Genomic DNA, 18,891 nt, shown 5'->3' with positions numbered 1-18,891 from the left:
AAAATATTTGTTATTTTTCATTTCAAACTGTATTGTAATCCAAAAAAGAGACCGACATTGCCATTGCCTGCAACGGAAGTAACTCCCTCAAAAATTCCATGCTGAGTATCGCGGTTCATTCCCATCCATTTTGATTCAACCTGCATCATTAATGTTTCTCCCACAGGAAAACTGTATCCAATAAATGATGAGACAAACAGATCGGAAGTTGTCATTTGATAGAGATTATCTGTCCCAAAATAGAATAACGATTGTTCGTCAACACGATAACTCGCTGTCAACGTTCCCATTGGATAGAGGCGAGTTGTCTTTCCGCGAAATGCATCCCAGAAAAAATATCCCCTCCCATTAAACGTAATCTCAGGACGAATTCCTTTTTCCGGCAATAACCGTGTCGAAAATCCGGCATCAAAGCCGATATCCTTAAACAATAAAGCGGTGACATGGTAATTTCCAAAGACCGTAAGGTTTTTATTATAACCGTACAATGCACCAACGTTTAGATAGGGAACGGGAAATGCGATAGAACCGACGGGAATAATTGGGCCGCCAAATGAAGTAACTATTTCTGTGGTTCCTTCCTCAATTGGACGGATTGGCTGTGTAATGCCGCAGCCGGTGAACAATGTAATAGAAGTAGATACTACGATCAATACAATGATTGGGGATTCAAAAAAGCGGAACTTCGATCGCTCCTTTTTTGAGAATGAAAGGTAGCCGCTCCCTTGCATTGGCAGATATTTTTTCAATGAAAAATTTTCAATGAACTCATTCATGGAACTTTTACTGCAGTCCACTTATCATTGAAACTCACTTTTGGCCAGCCGGTTTTGACTGCCTGTGCACTATATTCCCCTTCACCGGTTCCAGTCGATTTGAAATAGCCACTGAACTTTCCGGTAATAGAAAATCCTTGATGCGTTGTAGAAAGTGTTGCGTCAATAGTACCGTTAGGATTCAATACACCGATCAAATTGATATTCTGCACCAAACCGACGCCTTCAAATTGAATATCAATTTTCCCCGTGATATCATATCGCGTTGGTATGATGCTGTTTTCTATTTTAAAATTGAAATCTTTCCCAAGCGTCGTTCCAAGCCAATTGCCAACAATTTGGTTCGCTTCAGGAGTGTTGGGTGCGTAATAGATCACAGTTTTGGATCGCTGCGTATACAATGCATTATTTGTCTTATGAGTTGCCCGCGCGGTAATGATGCGTAGACCTTGATTAAGCCCTGTTACGGTAACAGCAAATGATCCATTCGCGCCGTATGACACTGCAGGATTTGAGAATCCCGAATTTGGTTCAGAGACACTGAGCTTTGCCTCTTGCTGAACAATTCCGGATACTGTAGCCGAATTTTCAAACGTCAACATAATGGGAGGAGGATTCAGCGATAATCCTGGAGCCATATCAACTGCGCGAACATTTACGACCATTGATTTTGAAGTCGTTGTCCCAATTTTGGCGCTGATGAGTGCATACCCAGCACTCTTTCCGATGATCAGTCCGTTGGAAACGGTGGCAACCGTTGAATTTGATGATAGCCATTGTGCTTTCGAATTTTCAACATATTGAAACGATGTATCACTTGTCCGAATTGTATATTTAGCATCGGTGATCAGTCCGGTATTGGATAATCTTTTTTCCGTCGTATTGACGATCGTACCAACCAATGTCAGCTGTCGGGATTCATTATTCGCACTCAAATAGAGTGAATCAAGTTCCGGTTGCATTTTTAGACTGGAATAGTAAATCTGAGGCTCCGCTGCTTTTTCTTCGGTTGTGCATGATGAAAGTAGTGCAGACAGGGCGATCATAAAATATATTTTTTTCATATTCTCTCCGGGTAAATCTTATAATGCAAAAAGAAGACCGGCGCTGGCACAGAATCCGCCGAGTTCGGGATTTTCACGACCATATTCGTTTTTCTCTTTTCTCATCATCACGGAATATTCCCCTTCGGCAAATATCGCAATCGGTCCGGCAATATTCAGTGCAAGTCCCACCGAAAATCCCATGCCTGTATTTTTCGTCTTACCCGAATTCGTCAACTCCGGTACGACAGGATCGACAGTCGTAATAGATTCCTCAGCATGTGTAATCACATATAACACTTCCGCATAGATAGGATGTTCGTCAGAATGGATGCGCAGTCCGATATTGTAAAATTTTTGTTTCCAATCTGCCTTTCCTTTGACATTAATATTTTCCAAAATTGATTCTCCAAATGCGGTGAACTCCCGGTATTTTCCAATAATGTAAAATGTATTGCTCCCAATTCCGGCAAAATAAATTCTCGAGATGCTTCTATTGGAATAAATATCGTTAGAGATTGGAGCTTTGTTGGAAAAATTTCCTGCCGCAGCACCGAATGCTATCGAGAAATGATTTTTCTTTTTTTCTGTCGTGGTCGATTCTTCAGAATCTTGTGCTTCCGTTATCGCCGAACAAAAAACAGCAAGGAGCACAGCATAATATATTCTTGTTGTTATACTCATAAAAAAAGAGGAGTTGTTAGAAAATGATGTCAGCCGCGGAATTGCAACTGGAACTTTTCGGGGACGGTTGCGATCTTTTTTTCTTCGTAGTTGAAAAAAACGATCCCGGTTTTTGCGCGCACAACTTCCCGTCCGCTTTCTCGTTCGCGAATAAGATAATAAATATCGCATCCAAATTTCGAAAAATCTTTCACGGCAATTTGAATACGAAGTGATTCACCGTAAAATGCTTGAGATTTATAGAGGATGACCGAGTCCGACATGATGACGCTCACACCTTCGATATTCATTTCTGTCCAGCCATGTTCTATCAACAAACGTAATCGTGCTTCATGCAGGATGGAAAGGACGGCATCGTTTCCGAGATGACCTCCATAATTAATGTCGGAAATACGGATTGGTATTTCTGTTGTGAAATGAAAATGAGTTGGAAGTTCGAGTTTGATTCGGGGCATTGATTACCAATTCAGAAAGATTCAAATATTTCGATAATGGTAACTACACAGCAGAATTACATAAAAATTCAAAACATGCCACCAAATCACGAAAACACGAAAGTGCACAAAAAGAATCTAAACCATTACCGCAAAAAGGTTGATGAAATTTGGTGTTTTCGTGTTTTAGTGGCAAAAAATCATAAATGCTGAGATGTTACCAATAATGTAAATGATGCTTAAAAATATTTTTATTCAACGATGCTTCGACTCAATCCGCGCGAGCTGTTAAATATTGAGAGCATCCACCGCACCTGCCAAAGAGATGGTTTACCCACCGCGGTTTTTGGCGGACGGATAAACAGATTGTTTCATCACTCTTAAAATGAATATGTGAGGGTTCCGATGACTCTTAAAAGCATTTTTGATGGCTTCTAATTACGTTCGGGATATATGTTACATTTGATGATATTCTTGAATTGATTTTACATTCAATTTTCCCTGCTTAATGCGCTCGATTCCTTTCACTGCGGTAGCAGCAGCAGAAAGCGTTGTGATGAATGCGATTCTATGCTGTATGGCAGCCCAACCAATGGAATATTCATCATACCGAGACTCTTCACCCAGCGGTGTATTGATTACCATCTGCACTTCGCCGTTCTTTATAGCATCAACGATATTCGGCCGCCCTTCGTTTACTTTAAAGACCGATGTTGCCTGAATACCATTCGCGGTGAGGAATTTCGTAGTCCCCTCCGTTGCGATAATTTTAAATCCTAAATTCAAATATTCTTTCATGATGCCGATCGTTTCATTCGTCTTGTCATTATTGTTCACGCTGACAAAGATTGTTCCCTCTTTCGGCAGAGGATTTCCTGCTGCCAACTGCGCTTTAGCAACAGAAGCACCGAAGGATTGAGAAATTCCCATCACTTCTCCGGTGGATCGCATTTCGGGACCGAGAAACATTTTCACTTTGGGGAATTTGTTGAACGGAAAGACTGATTCCTTCATGGAGATATGTTTTACTTTCCGGAAATTAAAATCCAGCACTCCAAGATCTTTCAATTTCCTTCCGACCATCACTTTTGCCGCGATCTTTGCCAGCGGCAGTCCCGTTGCTTTGCCAACGAATGGAACTGTGCGTGATGCACGAGGATTCACCTCCAGCACATACACGTTATTATTTTTCATTGCATATTGCACATTAATCAAACCTCGGACATGAAGAGCAAAGGCAAGTTTTTTAGTGATCTCTATAATCTCTAAAAGTTTATCTTCTTTTAACATATACGGAGGAAGCACGCTTGAACTATCTCCGGAATGGATTCCGGCTTCTTCGATATGTTCCATCACTCCGCCGATCAACACGTCAACTCCGTCGCAGACGGCGTCCACATCAAACTCAAATGCATCTTCCAAAAAGCAATCAATTAAAATTGGTTTTTCCGGAGAAACATCAACGGCAAGTTTCATGTATTCTTTCAGCGAATCGCTTGTGTAACAAATCTGCATTGCTCGTCCCCCAAGCACGTATGAAGGACGGACAAGCACGGGATACCCGATTTCTTCAGCTACAAGCAGCGCATCTTTTACGGAAAATGCCGTTCCGTATTTTGGATGCTCTATATTATTCTTTCGTAAAAGATCTCCAAACCGTTCTCTGTCTTCAGCAAGATCAATTCCCTCAGTAGATGTGCCAAGAATGCGTACTCCATTTGCTTCCAACGCCTTTGCAATCTTAAGAGGTGTTTGTCCGCCAAAACTCACAATAACCCCTTCCGGCTGTTCCAATTCACAAATGTTCAATACATCTTCAACAGTGAGGGGTTCGAAATATAATTTGTCGGTCGTATCATAATCGGTTGAGACAGTTTCCGGATTACAATTGATCATGATCGTTTCGTATCCTTCTTCGCGAAGGGATTTGACACCATGCACGCAGCAATAATCAAATTCAATTCCCTGGCCGATACGATTCGGTCCACCTCCAAGAATAATCGCTTTTTTCTTTTTTGATTGGTGCGATTCATTCTCCTGATCATAGGTTGAATAATGATATGGTGTATTGGATTCAAATTCTGCGGCACACGTATCCACCATCTTATAGACCGGGATGATTCCTAACTCTTTTCGGTGCTTTCGAACAATGATTTCTTCTGATTTCCAAAGGTGAGCGAGTTGTCGATCTGAAAAGCCGTATTGCTTTGCTTTCGTGAACATCTCTTTGGAAGCGTCCATGAGATTCGTTTTTTTCAGATCAGATTCAAAATCAACAATCTGTTTAATGTTGAACAGAAACCATGGATCAATCTTGGTTAAACCGTGGACATCATCAATGGAAAGTCCCAATTGAAATGCATAGCGAAGATAAAAAATGTTGTTCGCTTTGGGTTTCCGAAGCTGTTCCTTTACTTTTTTCGTCCAGGTTGTTTTTTGTGATTTTGAGAGTGCGTCGATCTCAAAAAGATCTTTACCATCTGCACCCAGTCCAAATCGGCCTTGTTCCAATGACCGAAGTGTTTTTTGCAATGCTTCCTTGAATGTTCGTCCAAACGCCATTGCTTCACCGACCGACTTCATCTGAACACCAAGCGTATCATCAACACCTTTGAATTTTTCAAAATCCCAACGGGGAATCTTTACGACGGTGTAATCAATGGTCGGCTCAAACGATGCCGGTGTCAGTTTCGTAATGTCGTTCGGAATTTCATCCAGCGTATACCCAACAGCAAGTTTTGCAGCAATCTTTGCGATCGGAAAACCGGTCGCTTTGGATGCCAGCGCAGAACTGCGCGATACTCGGGGATTCATTTCAATCACATACATTTTCCCGTTTGCCGGATTCATCGAGAACTGTACGTTGGATCCGCCAGTATCCACGCCAATTGCCCGCATCACTTTTATTGCGGCGTCGCGCATGTATTGATATTCCTTGTCCGTCAACGTTTGGGCCGGAGCCACGGTGATTGAATCTCCCGTGTGCACACCCATCGGATCAAAATTTTCTATCGAACAGATGATGACGACATTGTCCTTGGTATCTCGCATCACTTCCAGTTCGTATTCTTTCCAACCAAGCACAGACTCTTCCACCAACACTTCATGCGTCGGACTTTGGATCAATCCATTCTCAACAATCGATTTAAATTCTTCAATGTTGTACGCAATTCCACCACCGCTTCCACCCATCGTAAACGAAGGACGAATGATAATCGGAAATTTACCGATTCCGTTGGCTACTTTTATTGCTTCTTCAACGGAGTAAACAAATCCTCCGCGTGGCATCTCCAAACCGACTTCGAGCATTGTTTTTTTGAAGAGCTGTCGATCTTCCGCTTTTTTAATCGCTTGAAGATTTGCACCGATCAATTCAACGTGATATTTTTCCAAAACTCCCCGTTCAGCAAGAGCAACAGCGGTATTCAATGCAGTTTGTCCACCCATTGTTGGAAGAATGGCATCCGGCCGCTCCCTTTCAATAATCATCTCAACAAACTCGGGCGTGATCGGTTCGATATATGTAGCATCGGCCAATTCTGGATCGGTCATAATTGTTGCGGGATTGCTGTTGATGAGGATAATTCGATAGCCCTCTTCACGAAGCACTTTACATGCTTGGGTTCCAGAATAATCGAACTCGCAGGCTTGACCGATAACAATCGGCCCGCTGCCGATGATAAGAATGGATTTGATGTCTGTTCGTTTTGGCATTATAATCGTTCAATCGGATGGTCGTTACGATACACAAAAACCTCTGCAGTATTCAACCGCCAGAGGTTTTGAGTTTGGTTTTGTAAAAATACAAAAAATTTAAATCCGTTCCAATGAATTTTAAATCACCCCAATCCGTATCCGGGAGGAACGAAACCGGGTGTAGAGCCGTCGACTTTTTTGCCGTCGATGATATATTCCTTTTTGACCAGAACACGGTACCATTTCCGTACCGCATCAACAAGAATGATGATGGCACAGAGGATGATAATTGTTGTCAGTATACTATTTACGTAACCCTGTGTTGCTGTGGCAGGATCCTTTGTCAGCGGCCAGAAATTATCCAAAATGTTCAGCACTCCGGCGGTCAGCGTAGTAATAGAGACAAACAGGAGCGGAATACCTGAAACCCAAACATACTTTTGTTTCCCTGCATTGACGATAGCTGTGCTAACAACAGACAATGCTACAACGGCAAGCAATTGATTTGCTACACCGAACATCGGCCAGATGGTACTGACATTTCCCGTATGAATAAAATATGCCCATGCTAGCACAACAAGACCTGTTGAGATTATTGCGCCTGGCCACCAATTCGTCCTCTCGAACGGTTTATGAAATTTTCCCAAAAATTCCTGAACCAAGAATCTTCCAACACGAGTGCCGGCATCAATGGTGGTGAGGATGAAGAGTGCTTCAAACATAATCGCAAAATGGTACCAGTAGGACATTAAACTTTTCATTCCGGGGATTGCGGAAAATATTTGTGCAAAACCGACTGCAAGAGAGACTGCTCCTCCCGGCCTGCCGGCGATTGTCTCTCCCACTTCTCGAGCAAGTTCCTCAAGATTGACAGGAGTCATATTGAGTGTTGCAAATTTTTCGGGAAGAACATTAATCGCAAAATAATCTTCAGGATGCAGCGAGCAAGCGGCGATTAATGCAATGATGCCGACTAATCCTTCGATAAGCATTGCGCCGTAGCCAATAAAGCGGGCGTCTGATTCCTTATTGATCATCTTCGGGGTTGTTCCTGAAGCGATCAATGAATGAAAACCTGAAATTGCTCCGCACGCAATTGTTACAAATACAAACGGATATAATTTTCCGGGAATGATCGGACCACCGCCTTCAGCAAACATAGTCACCATCGGCATCTTCAGGTCTGGCATGACAATGAAGACACCGATCACGAGTCCTGTTACAGTACCGATCTTCATGTAAGAACTGAGATAATCCCGCGGTGCCAGTAAAAGCCACACCGGTAAAATGGAAGCAAGGAATCCGTATGCCGCCATCCAATTAATGATCTCCGTGCGGGAAAGCGAAAAATATGGTCCAAGAAACGAATTGGGAATATATCCGCCAAGAAAGACGCAGAGCAATACACCAAAGACGCCGATATAACTGGCTTCAGCAATTTTCCCTTTGCGGAAACTATTCATGTACCATCCAACAAACAGTGCAAGTGGAATGGTCATAGCAATAGTGAATGTCCCCCACGAGCTTTCATGCAATGCGTTGGTCACTGCCATGCCGAGTCCGGCAAGTGCAATGATAATGATAAATAGAATTGCAATGGAGGCGATGGTACCAGCAAGGGGACTCACCTCTTTCCGAGCAATTTCAGCCAGTGATTTTCCGTTGCGGCGAATGGATAATGCAAGCACAGTGAAATCGTGTACCGCACCGCTGATTACCACGCCGATTAACAGCCAGAGAAATCCGGGGAGAAATCCGAATTGTGCAGCCAACACCGGACCGATGAGTGGACCCGCTCCAGAAATGGCGGCAAAATGGTGCCCAAACAAGACCCATTTATTCGTCGGGTAATAGTTTTGTCCATCATTAAATTGATGCGCCGGCGTAATGCGCGAATCGTCGAAGGCGATGATCTTTGCAGAAATGAATGCGCTGTAATAGCGATACATGATCACCATAACACACAACGCACCAAGGAGAAATGGGAAGGCATTCATACAGTTACCATTTGGTGAAAGGAGATTTCTGTTTGCCAAATGTAAAACAAACAAACCGTCTTCTCAAGGGGAAAGAATAAAAAAAGTCCCGCGGAATTTTGCGGGACTTTCGGTGGGGTACCATATCCAGACTGCATCACATCCACACAACAGCTTTTCGTCTGGATAAAACTTCCTTTTTCAAGATATCAGATGTTTCTCTTATTTAATCAAAATCATTTTTTTAGTCTGCACAAAAGTTCCAGCTTCCAATCGGTAGAAATATATCCCGCTTGAAATTAACTGATTATTATTATTCTTTCCGTTCCATTGCACAGAGAATCGTCCAGCAGATTTTTCTTCACTAAATAATGTTGCGACCTCTCGTCCGATGACATCGTACACCTTCAAAGAAACATGCGATTGTCTCGGTAAAGCGAATTCGATATTCGTCGACGGATTGAAAGGATTCGGATAATTCTGCGACAGAGAATAATCGTGCGGAATAACGGAAAGCTGTTCTGTTGAAACACCGAGTGTTTTCAATGTAATAGATTTAATATCCCCGGCTTTGATCGATTGATATTGATTAAAAATGATCTTTGTTCCGCTTGGAGGTGCAGTATTGTTTCCTGCTTCATTTGTAAAAAGAATATTCGTCAGAAGATGGTTAATACCATTAACCAATCGTGCTTTAATAACAGTCGATGTAGGTGGAAATGATGGGAACGCAGAAGAATAATATCTGATATCGTTATTATTTGCATCTTTTGTGTCCACAATTCCACGGATGTTATCAAACAAAGGTTTGCCTAAGTATGTGGGATTTGCAGTGGTGTTCCAGATTGTGTCGCTGTTTTTATCGACAACAACCGGAAAAATGCGGACTGTATCTTTAAATACTGCAAAGGGAACCTTTACATAATACGACTGTGCCGGAATTGGATTCGTAACTGCTGGTACGGCGATTGCCCAGTTCACGTCATTATTAAACTGAAGTTCAATGGTTGATTCATCAATTTTTGATGGATTCAAAAAATTTTGCAATAGAGAATCAACGACTCGATATGAATTTTCCGGATTTGGTGTATTTAAGACGTTCCCTATTGTTGGCGATGTCTGTTGAACAGATTTTGTTCCGGCTTTCGCACGGCCGATAAATAATGAAAATCCTGAAAATCTATTTTCCACGTTTGAAAAAATGGGTTTTACCGGATTGAGCGTCATATCGACAGATTGCCGAAGATTCATTCCATCAGAAATTTGTCCGCGAATCTCACCGCCGGGATTTGCCGCTGTATGAATATTCACGTAGAGTTCACCCGCAATCAACTTCTTAAAGAGAGAATCCGCGAATGGATCAGTGGCATCGTTTTTCGCCCAAACACCCGCGGCAGTTGTTCCTGAAAATGTGAGTGTCTTTACCGGAAGACCATTTGCGGATGATGAGCCGAGATGAATATGTGCAGCTGTGATTGACCCGGATAACCCTGACGCGCTAATGGAATATGTTAACTGATCTTTTGCATCATTCACTGTAAACGTTCCGGTCCCTTTTGCATTTGGCAACGTTGTTATTGCCGGAATTTGTTTTAATGCAGAAAGATTTGCCGTAACCGAAGCATAATCCGAATTCGGTAAATTTTTGACTACTGTCCAATCTCTCGTCAGATTATTCCCGCCATACCAGATATCAAACACCTGTCCGGCGATTGATGGTTCGTACAGAACATATCCTACTTGACCATCATTATTGCCGACAATATTGGCGGCGATGTTGGATAACGAATCGGCAACCGACGCATAGTGAACAACTGGAAATGACCATGAAGATTTCCAGAGATTTCCATTCTCATCCGAAAATGTTAAATCAATATTGTAGTTTGGAGCAGAATAATTCATGGGCAATCTAAAAGTAAAAAATTTATCATTTGGTACTGCTGATTCGCTTCCTGATGCTATTGATCCAAATGAATATTCTTTTGCAAATTCAGTGTTGGTGGATATGGTTCCTTTTACACCGGTGAGCGTAAATGGAGTATTATTTTTGATTGTTATTGTGTAGTGAACATATTCACCATTATTCACCGTGCCGTTGTTATTTATGTTGTCAAATATTACCGGCGCACTTGTTACGTCTACGCTTCCCGCTGTGGTAAGATTCTCGACAGCATTCTGAATGGAATGGGTCTTATTATTCGAGTCAGTAAACGTAATATCAATTCCATTCGGAACAATTGATCGATTGATCGATGTTGAATTTGCAAACACTCCGTCACCTGCACTGCCATCATTATGCGTTCCATCGTCGAATAACTGAACCGATGTTCCTTTAATATTTGCAAAGAGCGAAGTAAATTTTCCTGCTTGTCCGACCCCCTTTAATGCAATATCGGCATTGGTAGAATTCGGATACGTCACTGTTGCGCTTACTGAAGGAGGAACTAATTCAAATAACGAGTTATACATGAATTGAACGTATCGATCATTTTCTTTCATCTTTGTAATGCTGTTCAGAAAATCATCCCCGATTGCCATCACAACACCGACAACAATTTCTTGTGTATCACCAAGCGCCATGGTGAAAGGACCGCTCGACTGCACGATTCTTCTATCACCCGGAGAATTAATTCGACCATCGATCCATCCTGTTTTTAGAACAGGATCGCCTGAATACCAGAAACCAGTCGGTTTGTTTGTTACAGGATTGTTCACCGGTGCCGGATCCGGAGGTCCCTGAGGAAACGGTGGTAAACCTCGCATCATTTGGTACCATTGAATTGACCCGTTAAAATTAAATGGCGGATCGGTATACATGTCCCCTGACGCAAAATAAAGGAACGAAGTCATCGACAAATTTTTATATCCCACACGTTTCTTCAAATCAAACACCGCTGTGTCACCACTTGATGGCACGATAGGGCCCTGCAGAAAGTCATAGCCAAGAGCCGGAGGAATCAGATTAAACTTGCGGTATTCACTATCGAGCGTTTTGGAATTATATCCATATCCAAGACTGAGCAGTGTATCACATCCTGCAAAATCATCTCCTGCATCTCCAATATCATAGTCTGACCAGTGGGTTATATACGCATTTTCCAATTTCGACCCGACTGGAGTTTGTGAGGTTCCTTTATAAACTACTTTAAATTTTTTATAGAGGATATTTCCGGTCTTGCTGTTAGAGTTGTATCCCCAAATTGTTACCTGCTGTTCTAGACCCATCGGTTTTGTTTTCCACGGTGAATCGCCATTTGCAATATCATTACAAACATACCAAATCACCTGATCTCCTTTGGCAATACCCGGTTCATCTGCTTGCGGAAACACTTTTGGAACTTCTTTTCCGTCTACTGTTTCAAATTGCGGCGTATAGATTCCATCGTTATTCGCATCATAAAATGGAGCTCCTTTTGATGCAGGCCATTCCTGCCAATCCTTTTTATATTGATCTCGTATTGCAAGAATATCTTCCGCAGTTACTACTGCTAACGATTTCATAAAATATTCCGCTGCATCTTGTTTTAAATCTGCAACGGCATAGTCCCGGCGAATCCTCCAGATACGGACATTAGGATCGCTTGCGCTTTCAACAATACCAGTGCGGAGACCAAGAATAGCACCGGGAGCAAATCCGGAATTATAACTATGACCGGTCACACGCGGTCCGGACTGAATTCCGTCCGTCGAAATTGCACCAAACATCAATCCTGAACTATAGACAGCGGTAGATGTCCCGCGCGGAAACGTCAGTCCTGAATTTCCGGTTGCAGGATTCCGTTCGGATTCCCCGTTATTTTTGTACCAAGACGAGATGTTATTGATATTCATCAATGTTGCTTGAGGAATGCCAAGACTTCCCTGCTGTCCCTGATTTTTTTGCAACGGTCCCTTTGCAAAGGCCAGTGCCGATGCAGCAACAATAAAAACCATAAGGGAGAAAAATTGATGCTTCATAGTGTACTCCTTCAAAAATGTGATTGGTGATGCAAATGCATTTACAAGGTGCGTGCCAAAAATAAACCTCGATAAATCATGCATTTTTCTAAACCAAAACTGTGGGACAGAGGAGTGTTTCTGTTGCATAACATCTATCCGACAGCAAAAATCAATTCCCGGTCAGTTTCTTTTTTGCTTCTTTATTCCATTTCATCACGACAGTAGAAAACTCTTCGTTTTTAATAATGGATAACAGTTTGTTCGACTCATCAAATAAAAATCCGTGAAGCTCCAATCGTTCATACAGCGAGAAAAGTTGTTCCACAACCAACTGATCCAAATACAGTGAAGGGTATTTTGTGAGCATTCGTTTCATTGTCAACAGGGCGGCATCAGGTCGATCCTTTTTTATAAAATAATTGATCGCAGTAAACCGTTCTTTCCTGTAGGGGATGTTACCATCACCCACAGAAGATTGCGACGGTTTTCCATAGGTCAGTCCAACTTCCTGCGCATTGGGAGATTCATTTTTCCTTTCAGGATTGGGAAGTTGTTCTGCTTCGATTCTTGTTAATTCAGCAACGAGCTGTCCTCGTGATTTCGCAATGACATCTTCAATGAACACATAACTATTCTCATCTACTTCGTAAATTTCCGTAGCGACAAAAATTTTTACAACAGATAGTTCTTTCGTTAACAGATATGTTCTCCGCGGTATTTCATTCTTTGTAATAAGCGGCTGCCATTGAGCTGTCTTGGGCAGAAGAACAAGCGCGTCCCCTTTTTCCAATTTTAGCCAGACATTATTCTGCGCCAATGCACTGCTCGCAATCCCGAATATCACTGCACATCGAAAAATCATATTGCCGAATGTTGTTCTCATGTGACCCTCGCCCGTTTGTTCAACAATGAAATACTACTGTATTATTAAAAATCGACCACGCGCACCGAATGTTGTCTGAATTCTTCTGGCGCAATAACATGCTCGTAATACTGAATAACGCCGCTCCTCGACGCCTCATCAAATCCTTTGTTTAACACCGTTGTTTCGACTGGTATCCAAATTGTGGATTTACCATTGACGGACTTCCGTGCAATCCATTCAACATCCACCAGATTGATCTCAAATGCATGTTCCGTTTCAATTCCGGTATCAACCAATAAAAATACATGGCCGACATCTTTCTGCGTGTTGTTATTGCTTCGATTCTTCGATGCGGGGAGAATATCAACTACTGCACACTGGTACCCGATCGACATTAAACTCGTAGCGGTATAGACAACAAGATCTTCACAATCGCCGGCCTGCTGTTCGAGTGTCTCCACGGGATATTGTACTCTATCCGTAACAAACGTTGTCGTTGGATCACTGACATATTTCAAATTCCGTCCGAGAGCGGTGATAAATCTTTTCAATGAAAAAAACATTCTCTGTTGCACGGTTTTGGACGAATCCATTTCAGCCGAAGAAAGAAGAATTTTTCTGGCATTCGTAATAATCGTTGGATCTTCCGGTGTCAGAAAAAAATGCAAATTCTTTGTGTCTCCATCCCAATGGTGCGCTTCGTGAACGGTGACCGGGACGGTGGTGACTTTCCATTCTTTTCCCCGTTCCAACAATGACAGATGCATCTCTTTCGTCTCAGACGATTTCTGAATGGTGACATCCGGAAGATAGAGGAACAGCGGCACCGTAATGGTTTGGTTGGGTTCAAGCCGTAACTGTTCCGTGCGGTATGTTCCGAGCCCTCCCTCAATTTCTAATACAAACCGGCAGTCAACCATGTCACTTGCCGTGTTTCGAATGATAATTTCACCGACAGAATTGTATGCGTAAAAATCTCGTTTCGCAAAGTAGATATCTGTCCGTTGAAAATTACTTCGCAGTAGCTGCACAAAGCTTTGTTGTGATTCTTTTCTCAAATCGTATTGAATTCCAATCTTCACGGAGGAATGCGGCAAACGCGATTCCATATCTTCATCCCATGGCGGAGAGACGGAGACATACCAGTTCTTTAGATCTTTTTCGGAGAACGAAGCAGATTTGCTTCGAACAGCGGTGTAACCTGCGGACAACTGCATCCGTTCTGAAATCGGCGCGATGACTTCGCAGGATGCCCCATAGGAGGAAAACAATCGCTTGCTCAGCTGACCTTGTAATCGAAAATAGACTGAACGCTCTTCCGTCAACCACGGAATATAGAACGACTGCAAATGCTGCACCCTCACATCGGAAAAATTTGTGATCAGATTGAGCCACGATATTCCATTCATGATACCAACACCAATCATCGGCACAACATCCATTCTCGAACTTCGTGTATCACCAATTCGTGCAACAGACAATGATGAGATGCCGGCAAAAAAAATAAATGGTTCCAGTGTGGTACTGGCAAGCACACCGGAGACAAAGTCCGCCTGGTTTCGTATATCTTCGTAATTGGATATTGTGTACGTTGTTGAGTCGATTTGGTTAATCAACGGTGTCCAAATTCGTTCTAGACGAAATACCGGAGAAAGATCGACCGTAACATCAATCGCTCCAAAATGGCGGGTGGCAAATAACGATATCGGTTTTGAAATCTGATACGATTCGTTCGTTAAAATGAGATTAGGGTTAATGAAAACCGTTTGATCGTCGGAAATATTGAGGAAGCTATCATCGGATGGTATCTCAAAATTGATTTGGTTGTTCAATCGAATATACGTTCCAAATTCCCAATACTCGGTAGCAAACCGCAGGGAGACTTTACTTTCTAAAAATTTGTTCTTCGTCGTTACAAATTTGCTGATACCCGAAGAGATTGAAAAACGGACGTCACCTTTCTCCAATTCCCACTGCGATAATTCCCGATGATAATCAAATTGTGCAAAGAGCAACATTGGACTCATCAGCAGAATACAGTATGTACAGAATCGACCCATTGAGATTATCTCTTCGATAGCCGATGTTGTTCAATCAATTGAATTAGATCCCCGCGAAACGGAATCGGCAGTTTCCGAAATCGTTTTGACACGATCTCTTCTTTTGTTTCTCCGACTGAAAGACCTTCTGTAATATTTGATTGGATATACTCCACATAGGCATCGATTCGCTCTTCAAATCGATCTTGATCTGCAATCGATGTTCCCCCATGCAGTCCTTGAAGAAATTGTTGCTTCGATTCCCGACAGAGTAAAAGAAAATGAATCACCCATCCGCGGAAATATTCCGTAACCGTGCTTCGATGCAGCAACAGATCGGCAGAAACTTTCGCGATGCTTTTGTGATCAAATTGATGTGTCCGTAATCCTTCCAAGACTTTTTGCGCGATCTCCTTCCCTTCGCTCGTCTGGTCTACGGTGGATTGCGTCCCCAATTCAAAATCTTTTGGAATAATAAATGTTCTGTCGTGCATCCTGGCATTCAACACTGACCGCTGTGTTGCCGACTGCAATTGTCGAACATTTCCCTGCCACCGTTGTTCCTTCAACCAGCTAATCAATTGAGTTGAATAGGAAAGTGACGGATCCTGTTCATACAGGAAATGTTTGAACAACGCTTCAATATCTTCAGTGCGTTCGCGGAGTGACGGAATTTCCAATTCAAATCCATGGAGACGATAGAATAGATCTTCGCGAAACTGTCCTTTCTTTGCAAGCTCTTTAAGATTTTTGTTTGTTGCAGCAATAATGCGGACGTCAATTCGGATTTCTTTTGTCCCCCCAACCCTTTCAAACACATTTTCCTGAATTACCCGCAAAACCTTTGCTTGAAATGAAGGGGTCGTTTCACCAATCTCATCAAGGAATAATGTTCCGCCGCTGGCAAGTTCAAATCGACCAATCTTTGTTTTGATCGCTCCGGTGAACGATCCTTGTTCGTGGCCAAACAATTCGGATTCGATCAATCCGTCGTTCAGCGAAGAACAATTCACAGCGATAAACGGCGCCGAATGCCGTGGTGATTTTTGATGAATGAACTGTGCGAGTTTCTCTTTCCCTGTCCCCGATTCCCCGGAAAGGAGTACAGGCATATTCGATTCTGCGATCTGTGCTCCTTTTTTAAGAAGTTCAACCAGCGGTGAATGGGGATGATATACAATGTTTGCACTCTCCGATGTTAATACATCGTGCTCCGGCGGAAATTGTTGCGAAAGTTGTTCGTAATATTTCAATTGATATCGTAAGGACTCCAACTCTTCCTTTTTTTCATCAGGTATTTCTGTACCGACAGATTTTGGATTCTCTTTGTTTGCCTGAAATGTGAATACCATACCGATGATCAATAACGACGCAGCAACCCATCCACCCGTTACAGCAACATACCAGAACGGTACAAAAAAATGAAACAACGTGAGAACAAGAATGGAACAGACAAAGCAGACTGTAGAAGTCATTGTACCAAACAGATATCTTTTTTTAATTCCATACCATCCAGTCGGAAACAAACAAAAGAAAATGACAACAGCGTAATGCCACAATTCCAATAATCTTGAACTATCGCCTGATGAGATCTTTTTTGCTGTCCACACCTGTAAAAGAGATGTCACAATTTTTGCGCCCGACGGCGAAACGACATACGATGTGACACCGGGATAGTCGATATACACAATAACATCTTTGCCATGAAGTTGAATCTCTTGCTGAAGTATCTCTAAAAAATGATGGTCAGGTTGAATGCCCTGCGCAGGAAATTGAACGATACTGTTTAGAAGGTTTCTTCCGGTGTTGTGAAGTAGCGCTGAAGCAAGAACGGTAGTATCTTTGAGGATTGGAAGTTGTTCCACGAAATCGAATCCTGTTGAGAATGGAGAAAATGTCCTGGATGCAGGAATTTCTTTGTTGCCCAAAATAACAACCGTCGATCCATTTTTTTGGGAAGAAGGGGATAACAGAAATACATTATCATTCTGTTGTAAAATCTCAAACAAATATTCATCCGATTCGGGATGGAGCGGATCTCTAGTAACAAAAGCAATATCGATGAATATTCTTCCTGCTCCTGCAGTTTCTAATTTTTGAATGATGTTTCCGTACCAACGCCGTGCAATCGGCCAGCCGCCGCATTGTTCAATATCGTGTGCTGTCAGTACTATCGTTACATAGCGCGACTCTTCAGACCGCAACCCGGATGGTATCAAAATACAGAAGAGCAATAATAAGAGTGAATTCTTCATGCAGTCATGTAAAACAGTAACATAGTAAAAAATAACAACGGGCAGATCATCCAAATATTTAAAAGGTCAACTGCCCTGTCCACATCATCAATTTACTATAAGATGATTGTTTACTTAAAATACATTTTCCTTCCAAACTCAAAATATTGGTATATGGAAAAATCATAATTTTTTCCTGTTTGCGCATGAATCAGCCGCAATGTATCACACAAACCGGATTCAATTACATTCAGCCAAAATGGATAGATCTTGCCGATCGGTTTTGAAACGCCGGTCGATCTCTGTAACGTTTCTATCACATATGCGACTTCTTTTTTGGGAATCCTGATTTCATTCGTATCCGAAAGAAGTTCGTATGTTACTACAGACGGCACGTACGGATATAGTGAAGTTGACCCGCGTAATTTTTCAAATGATAAGACCGATCCTTTAGAGATCCTTCTATTCAGTTTCACCACCATATCATTTGTGGAAGGAAATACTTTCCCGCTGTCGAATAAAATTGCAGAACCTATTGAAGCAAATGTCATTACTGATCCGACTGTATCAGAATTCAACACGCTGATAAGAGGCGGAGTGGTATAGGTAAAGTTCATCATTTCCGGATCGTACAATTCCGTAGAACCTTCATATTCCGGCGCACCAGTGACCGAACCGTTAGCACTTCTGGTAAATGCAAAATTCCTTTTGTAGAATCCCCGCTGACTTGCTTGCCCTGACTGATTTTGTGCAGTGAATAATTCAATGGTATTAAATTTCACCGATGTATGAGGGCCGAAATCCTGAATCCCTTCCTTATTTCCATTTTGATAGACCATGGAAATATCAACAAGTAACAGATTCTTTTCACCAATCGGGCGAACCACATCACCTTCGTTTCCTGCGGGTGCATCGAAGAACAGATCCTGATAGCTGAGGTTGAAAACACCTCCGCCGTTGATGCTGCCATTCGATGTTTTGTTTTTGGAACCGCTGTATTTTTTAGCGTAATAGTCTTCCTGGGACAGTCGCTTAATGATGATTCCTGGACCGTTACCGGTATTGGTACCGGTGTCATTCACACCCAGCGTATCCTTAGTGCATTGGGAGAGAAACAACGTAGAAATTAATATAAGATATGGAAATAACTGCTTCATGTTGACTTAGAGTTGCTTAGTATAATAAATCGTCACTACTCAGTGTTT

General features: G+C 42.2%; 11 protein-coding genes. All 11 read right to left on the bottom strand.

The annotated features are described in order from the left end of the window. Window positions 1–17: 17 nt before the first annotated feature. Window positions 18–776, bottom strand: coding sequence for a hypothetical protein (locus WDA22_03695; protein MFA5832563.1), 759 nt, complete (start codon window positions 774–776; stop codon window positions 18–20). Further along, the gene (locus tag WDA22_03690) at window positions 773–1,840 is read right to left on the bottom strand and encodes a hypothetical protein (GenBank protein ID MFA5832562.1); all 1,068 of its coding nucleotides are present in this window, start codon (window positions 1,838–1,840) and stop codon (window positions 773–775) included. The genes WDA22_03695 and WDA22_03690 overlap by 4 nt, the downstream gene beginning before the upstream one ends. An 18-nt stretch (window positions 1,841–1,858) precedes the next feature. Further along, window positions 1,859–2,503 carry a hypothetical protein gene (locus WDA22_03685; protein MFA5832561.1) on the bottom strand — a complete coding sequence of 215 codons (645 nt, stop codon included), beginning with the start codon at window positions 2,501–2,503 and terminating at the stop codon, window positions 1,859–1,861. A gap of 29 nt (window positions 2,504–2,532) precedes the next feature. Beyond that, complete coding sequence (locus WDA22_03680; protein ID MFA5832560.1) at window positions 2,533–2,958, bottom strand: thioesterase family protein; 426 nt, start codon at window positions 2,956–2,958, stop codon at window positions 2,533–2,535. A gap of 435 nt (window positions 2,959–3,393) precedes the next feature. Continuing rightward, a complete protein-coding gene (gene carB / locus WDA22_03675; GenBank protein ID MFA5832559.1) occupies window positions 3,394–6,651 on the bottom strand; it encodes a carbamoyl-phosphate synthase large subunit in 3,258 nt (1,085 codons plus the stop codon). Between the two features lie 125 nt (window positions 6,652–6,776). Further along, on the bottom strand, window positions 6,777–8,630 hold the full coding sequence (locus tag WDA22_03670; GenBank protein MFA5832558.1) for a carbon starvation CstA family protein: 1,854 nt from the start codon (window positions 8,628–8,630) through the stop codon (window positions 6,777–6,779). Window positions 8,631–8,831: 201 nt separating this feature from the next. Next, window positions 8,832–12,566 (bottom strand): CHRD domain-containing protein, encoded by a 3,735-nt coding sequence (locus WDA22_03665; protein ID MFA5832557.1) that lies wholly within the window; start codon window positions 12,564–12,566, stop codon window positions 8,832–8,834. Window positions 12,567–12,717: 151 nt separating this feature from the next. Further along, window positions 12,718–13,431 carry a hypothetical protein gene (locus tag WDA22_03660; GenBank protein MFA5832556.1) on the bottom strand — a complete coding sequence of 238 codons (714 nt, stop codon included), beginning with the start codon at window positions 13,429–13,431 and terminating at the stop codon, window positions 12,718–12,720. Window positions 13,432–13,475: 44 nt separating this feature from the next. Then, window positions 13,476–15,473 carry a hypothetical protein gene (locus WDA22_03655; GenBank protein MFA5832555.1) on the bottom strand — a complete coding sequence of 666 codons (1,998 nt, stop codon included), beginning with the start codon at window positions 15,471–15,473 and terminating at the stop codon, window positions 13,476–13,478. A gap of 5 nt (window positions 15,474–15,478) precedes the next feature. Continuing rightward, window positions 15,479–17,707, bottom strand: coding sequence for a sigma 54-interacting transcriptional regulator (locus WDA22_03650; protein MFA5832554.1), 2,229 nt, complete (start codon window positions 17,705–17,707; stop codon window positions 15,479–15,481). Between the two features lie 110 nt (window positions 17,708–17,817). Continuing rightward, entirely contained in the window at window positions 17,818–18,843 is a 1,026-nt protein-coding gene (locus WDA22_03645) for a hypothetical protein (protein ID MFA5832553.1), read from the bottom strand. Window positions 18,844–18,891: the final 48 nt, after the last annotated feature.

The sequence above is a fragment of the Bacteroidota bacterium genome, assembly GCA_041658205.1.
Classification (GTDB): domain Bacteria; phylum Bacteroidota; class Ignavibacteria; order UBA10030; family UBA8401; genus UBA8401.
This window is presented reverse-complemented; position numbering and strand designations above follow the sequence as displayed.

Coding starts and splice junctions, on each gene's coding strand:
- WDA22_03695 (MFA5832563.1), bottom strand. CDS start 776: ATGAATGAGTTCATTGAAAATTTTTCATTGAAAAAATATCTGCCAATG.
- WDA22_03690 (MFA5832562.1), bottom strand. CDS start 1,840: ATGAAAAAAATATATTTTATGATCGCCCTGTCTGCACTACTTTCATCA.
- WDA22_03685 (MFA5832561.1), bottom strand. CDS start 2,503: ATGAGTATAACAACAAGAATATATTATGCTGTGCTCCTTGCTGTTTTT.
- WDA22_03680 (MFA5832560.1), bottom strand. CDS start 2,958: ATGCCCCGAATCAAACTCGAACTTCCAACTCATTTTCATTTCACAACA.
- carB (MFA5832559.1), bottom strand. CDS start 6,651: ATGCCAAAACGAACAGACATCAAATCCATTCTTATCATCGGCAGCGGG.
- WDA22_03670 (MFA5832558.1), bottom strand. CDS start 8,630: ATGAATGCCTTCCCATTTCTCCTTGGTGCGTTGTGTGTTATGGTGATC.
- WDA22_03665 (MFA5832557.1), bottom strand. CDS start 12,566: ATGAAGCATCAATTTTTCTCCCTTATGGTTTTTATTGTTGCTGCATCG.
- WDA22_03660 (MFA5832556.1), bottom strand. CDS start 13,431: ATGAGAACAACATTCGGCAATATGATTTTTCGATGTGCAGTGATATTC.
- WDA22_03655 (MFA5832555.1), bottom strand. CDS start 15,473: ATGGGTCGATTCTGTACATACTGTATTCTGCTGATGAGTCCAATGTTG.
- WDA22_03650 (MFA5832554.1), bottom strand. CDS start 17,707: ATGAAGAATTCACTCTTATTATTGCTCTTCTGTATTTTGATACCATCC.
- WDA22_03645 (MFA5832553.1), bottom strand. CDS start 18,843: ATGAAGCAGTTATTTCCATATCTTATATTAATTTCTACGTTGTTTCTC.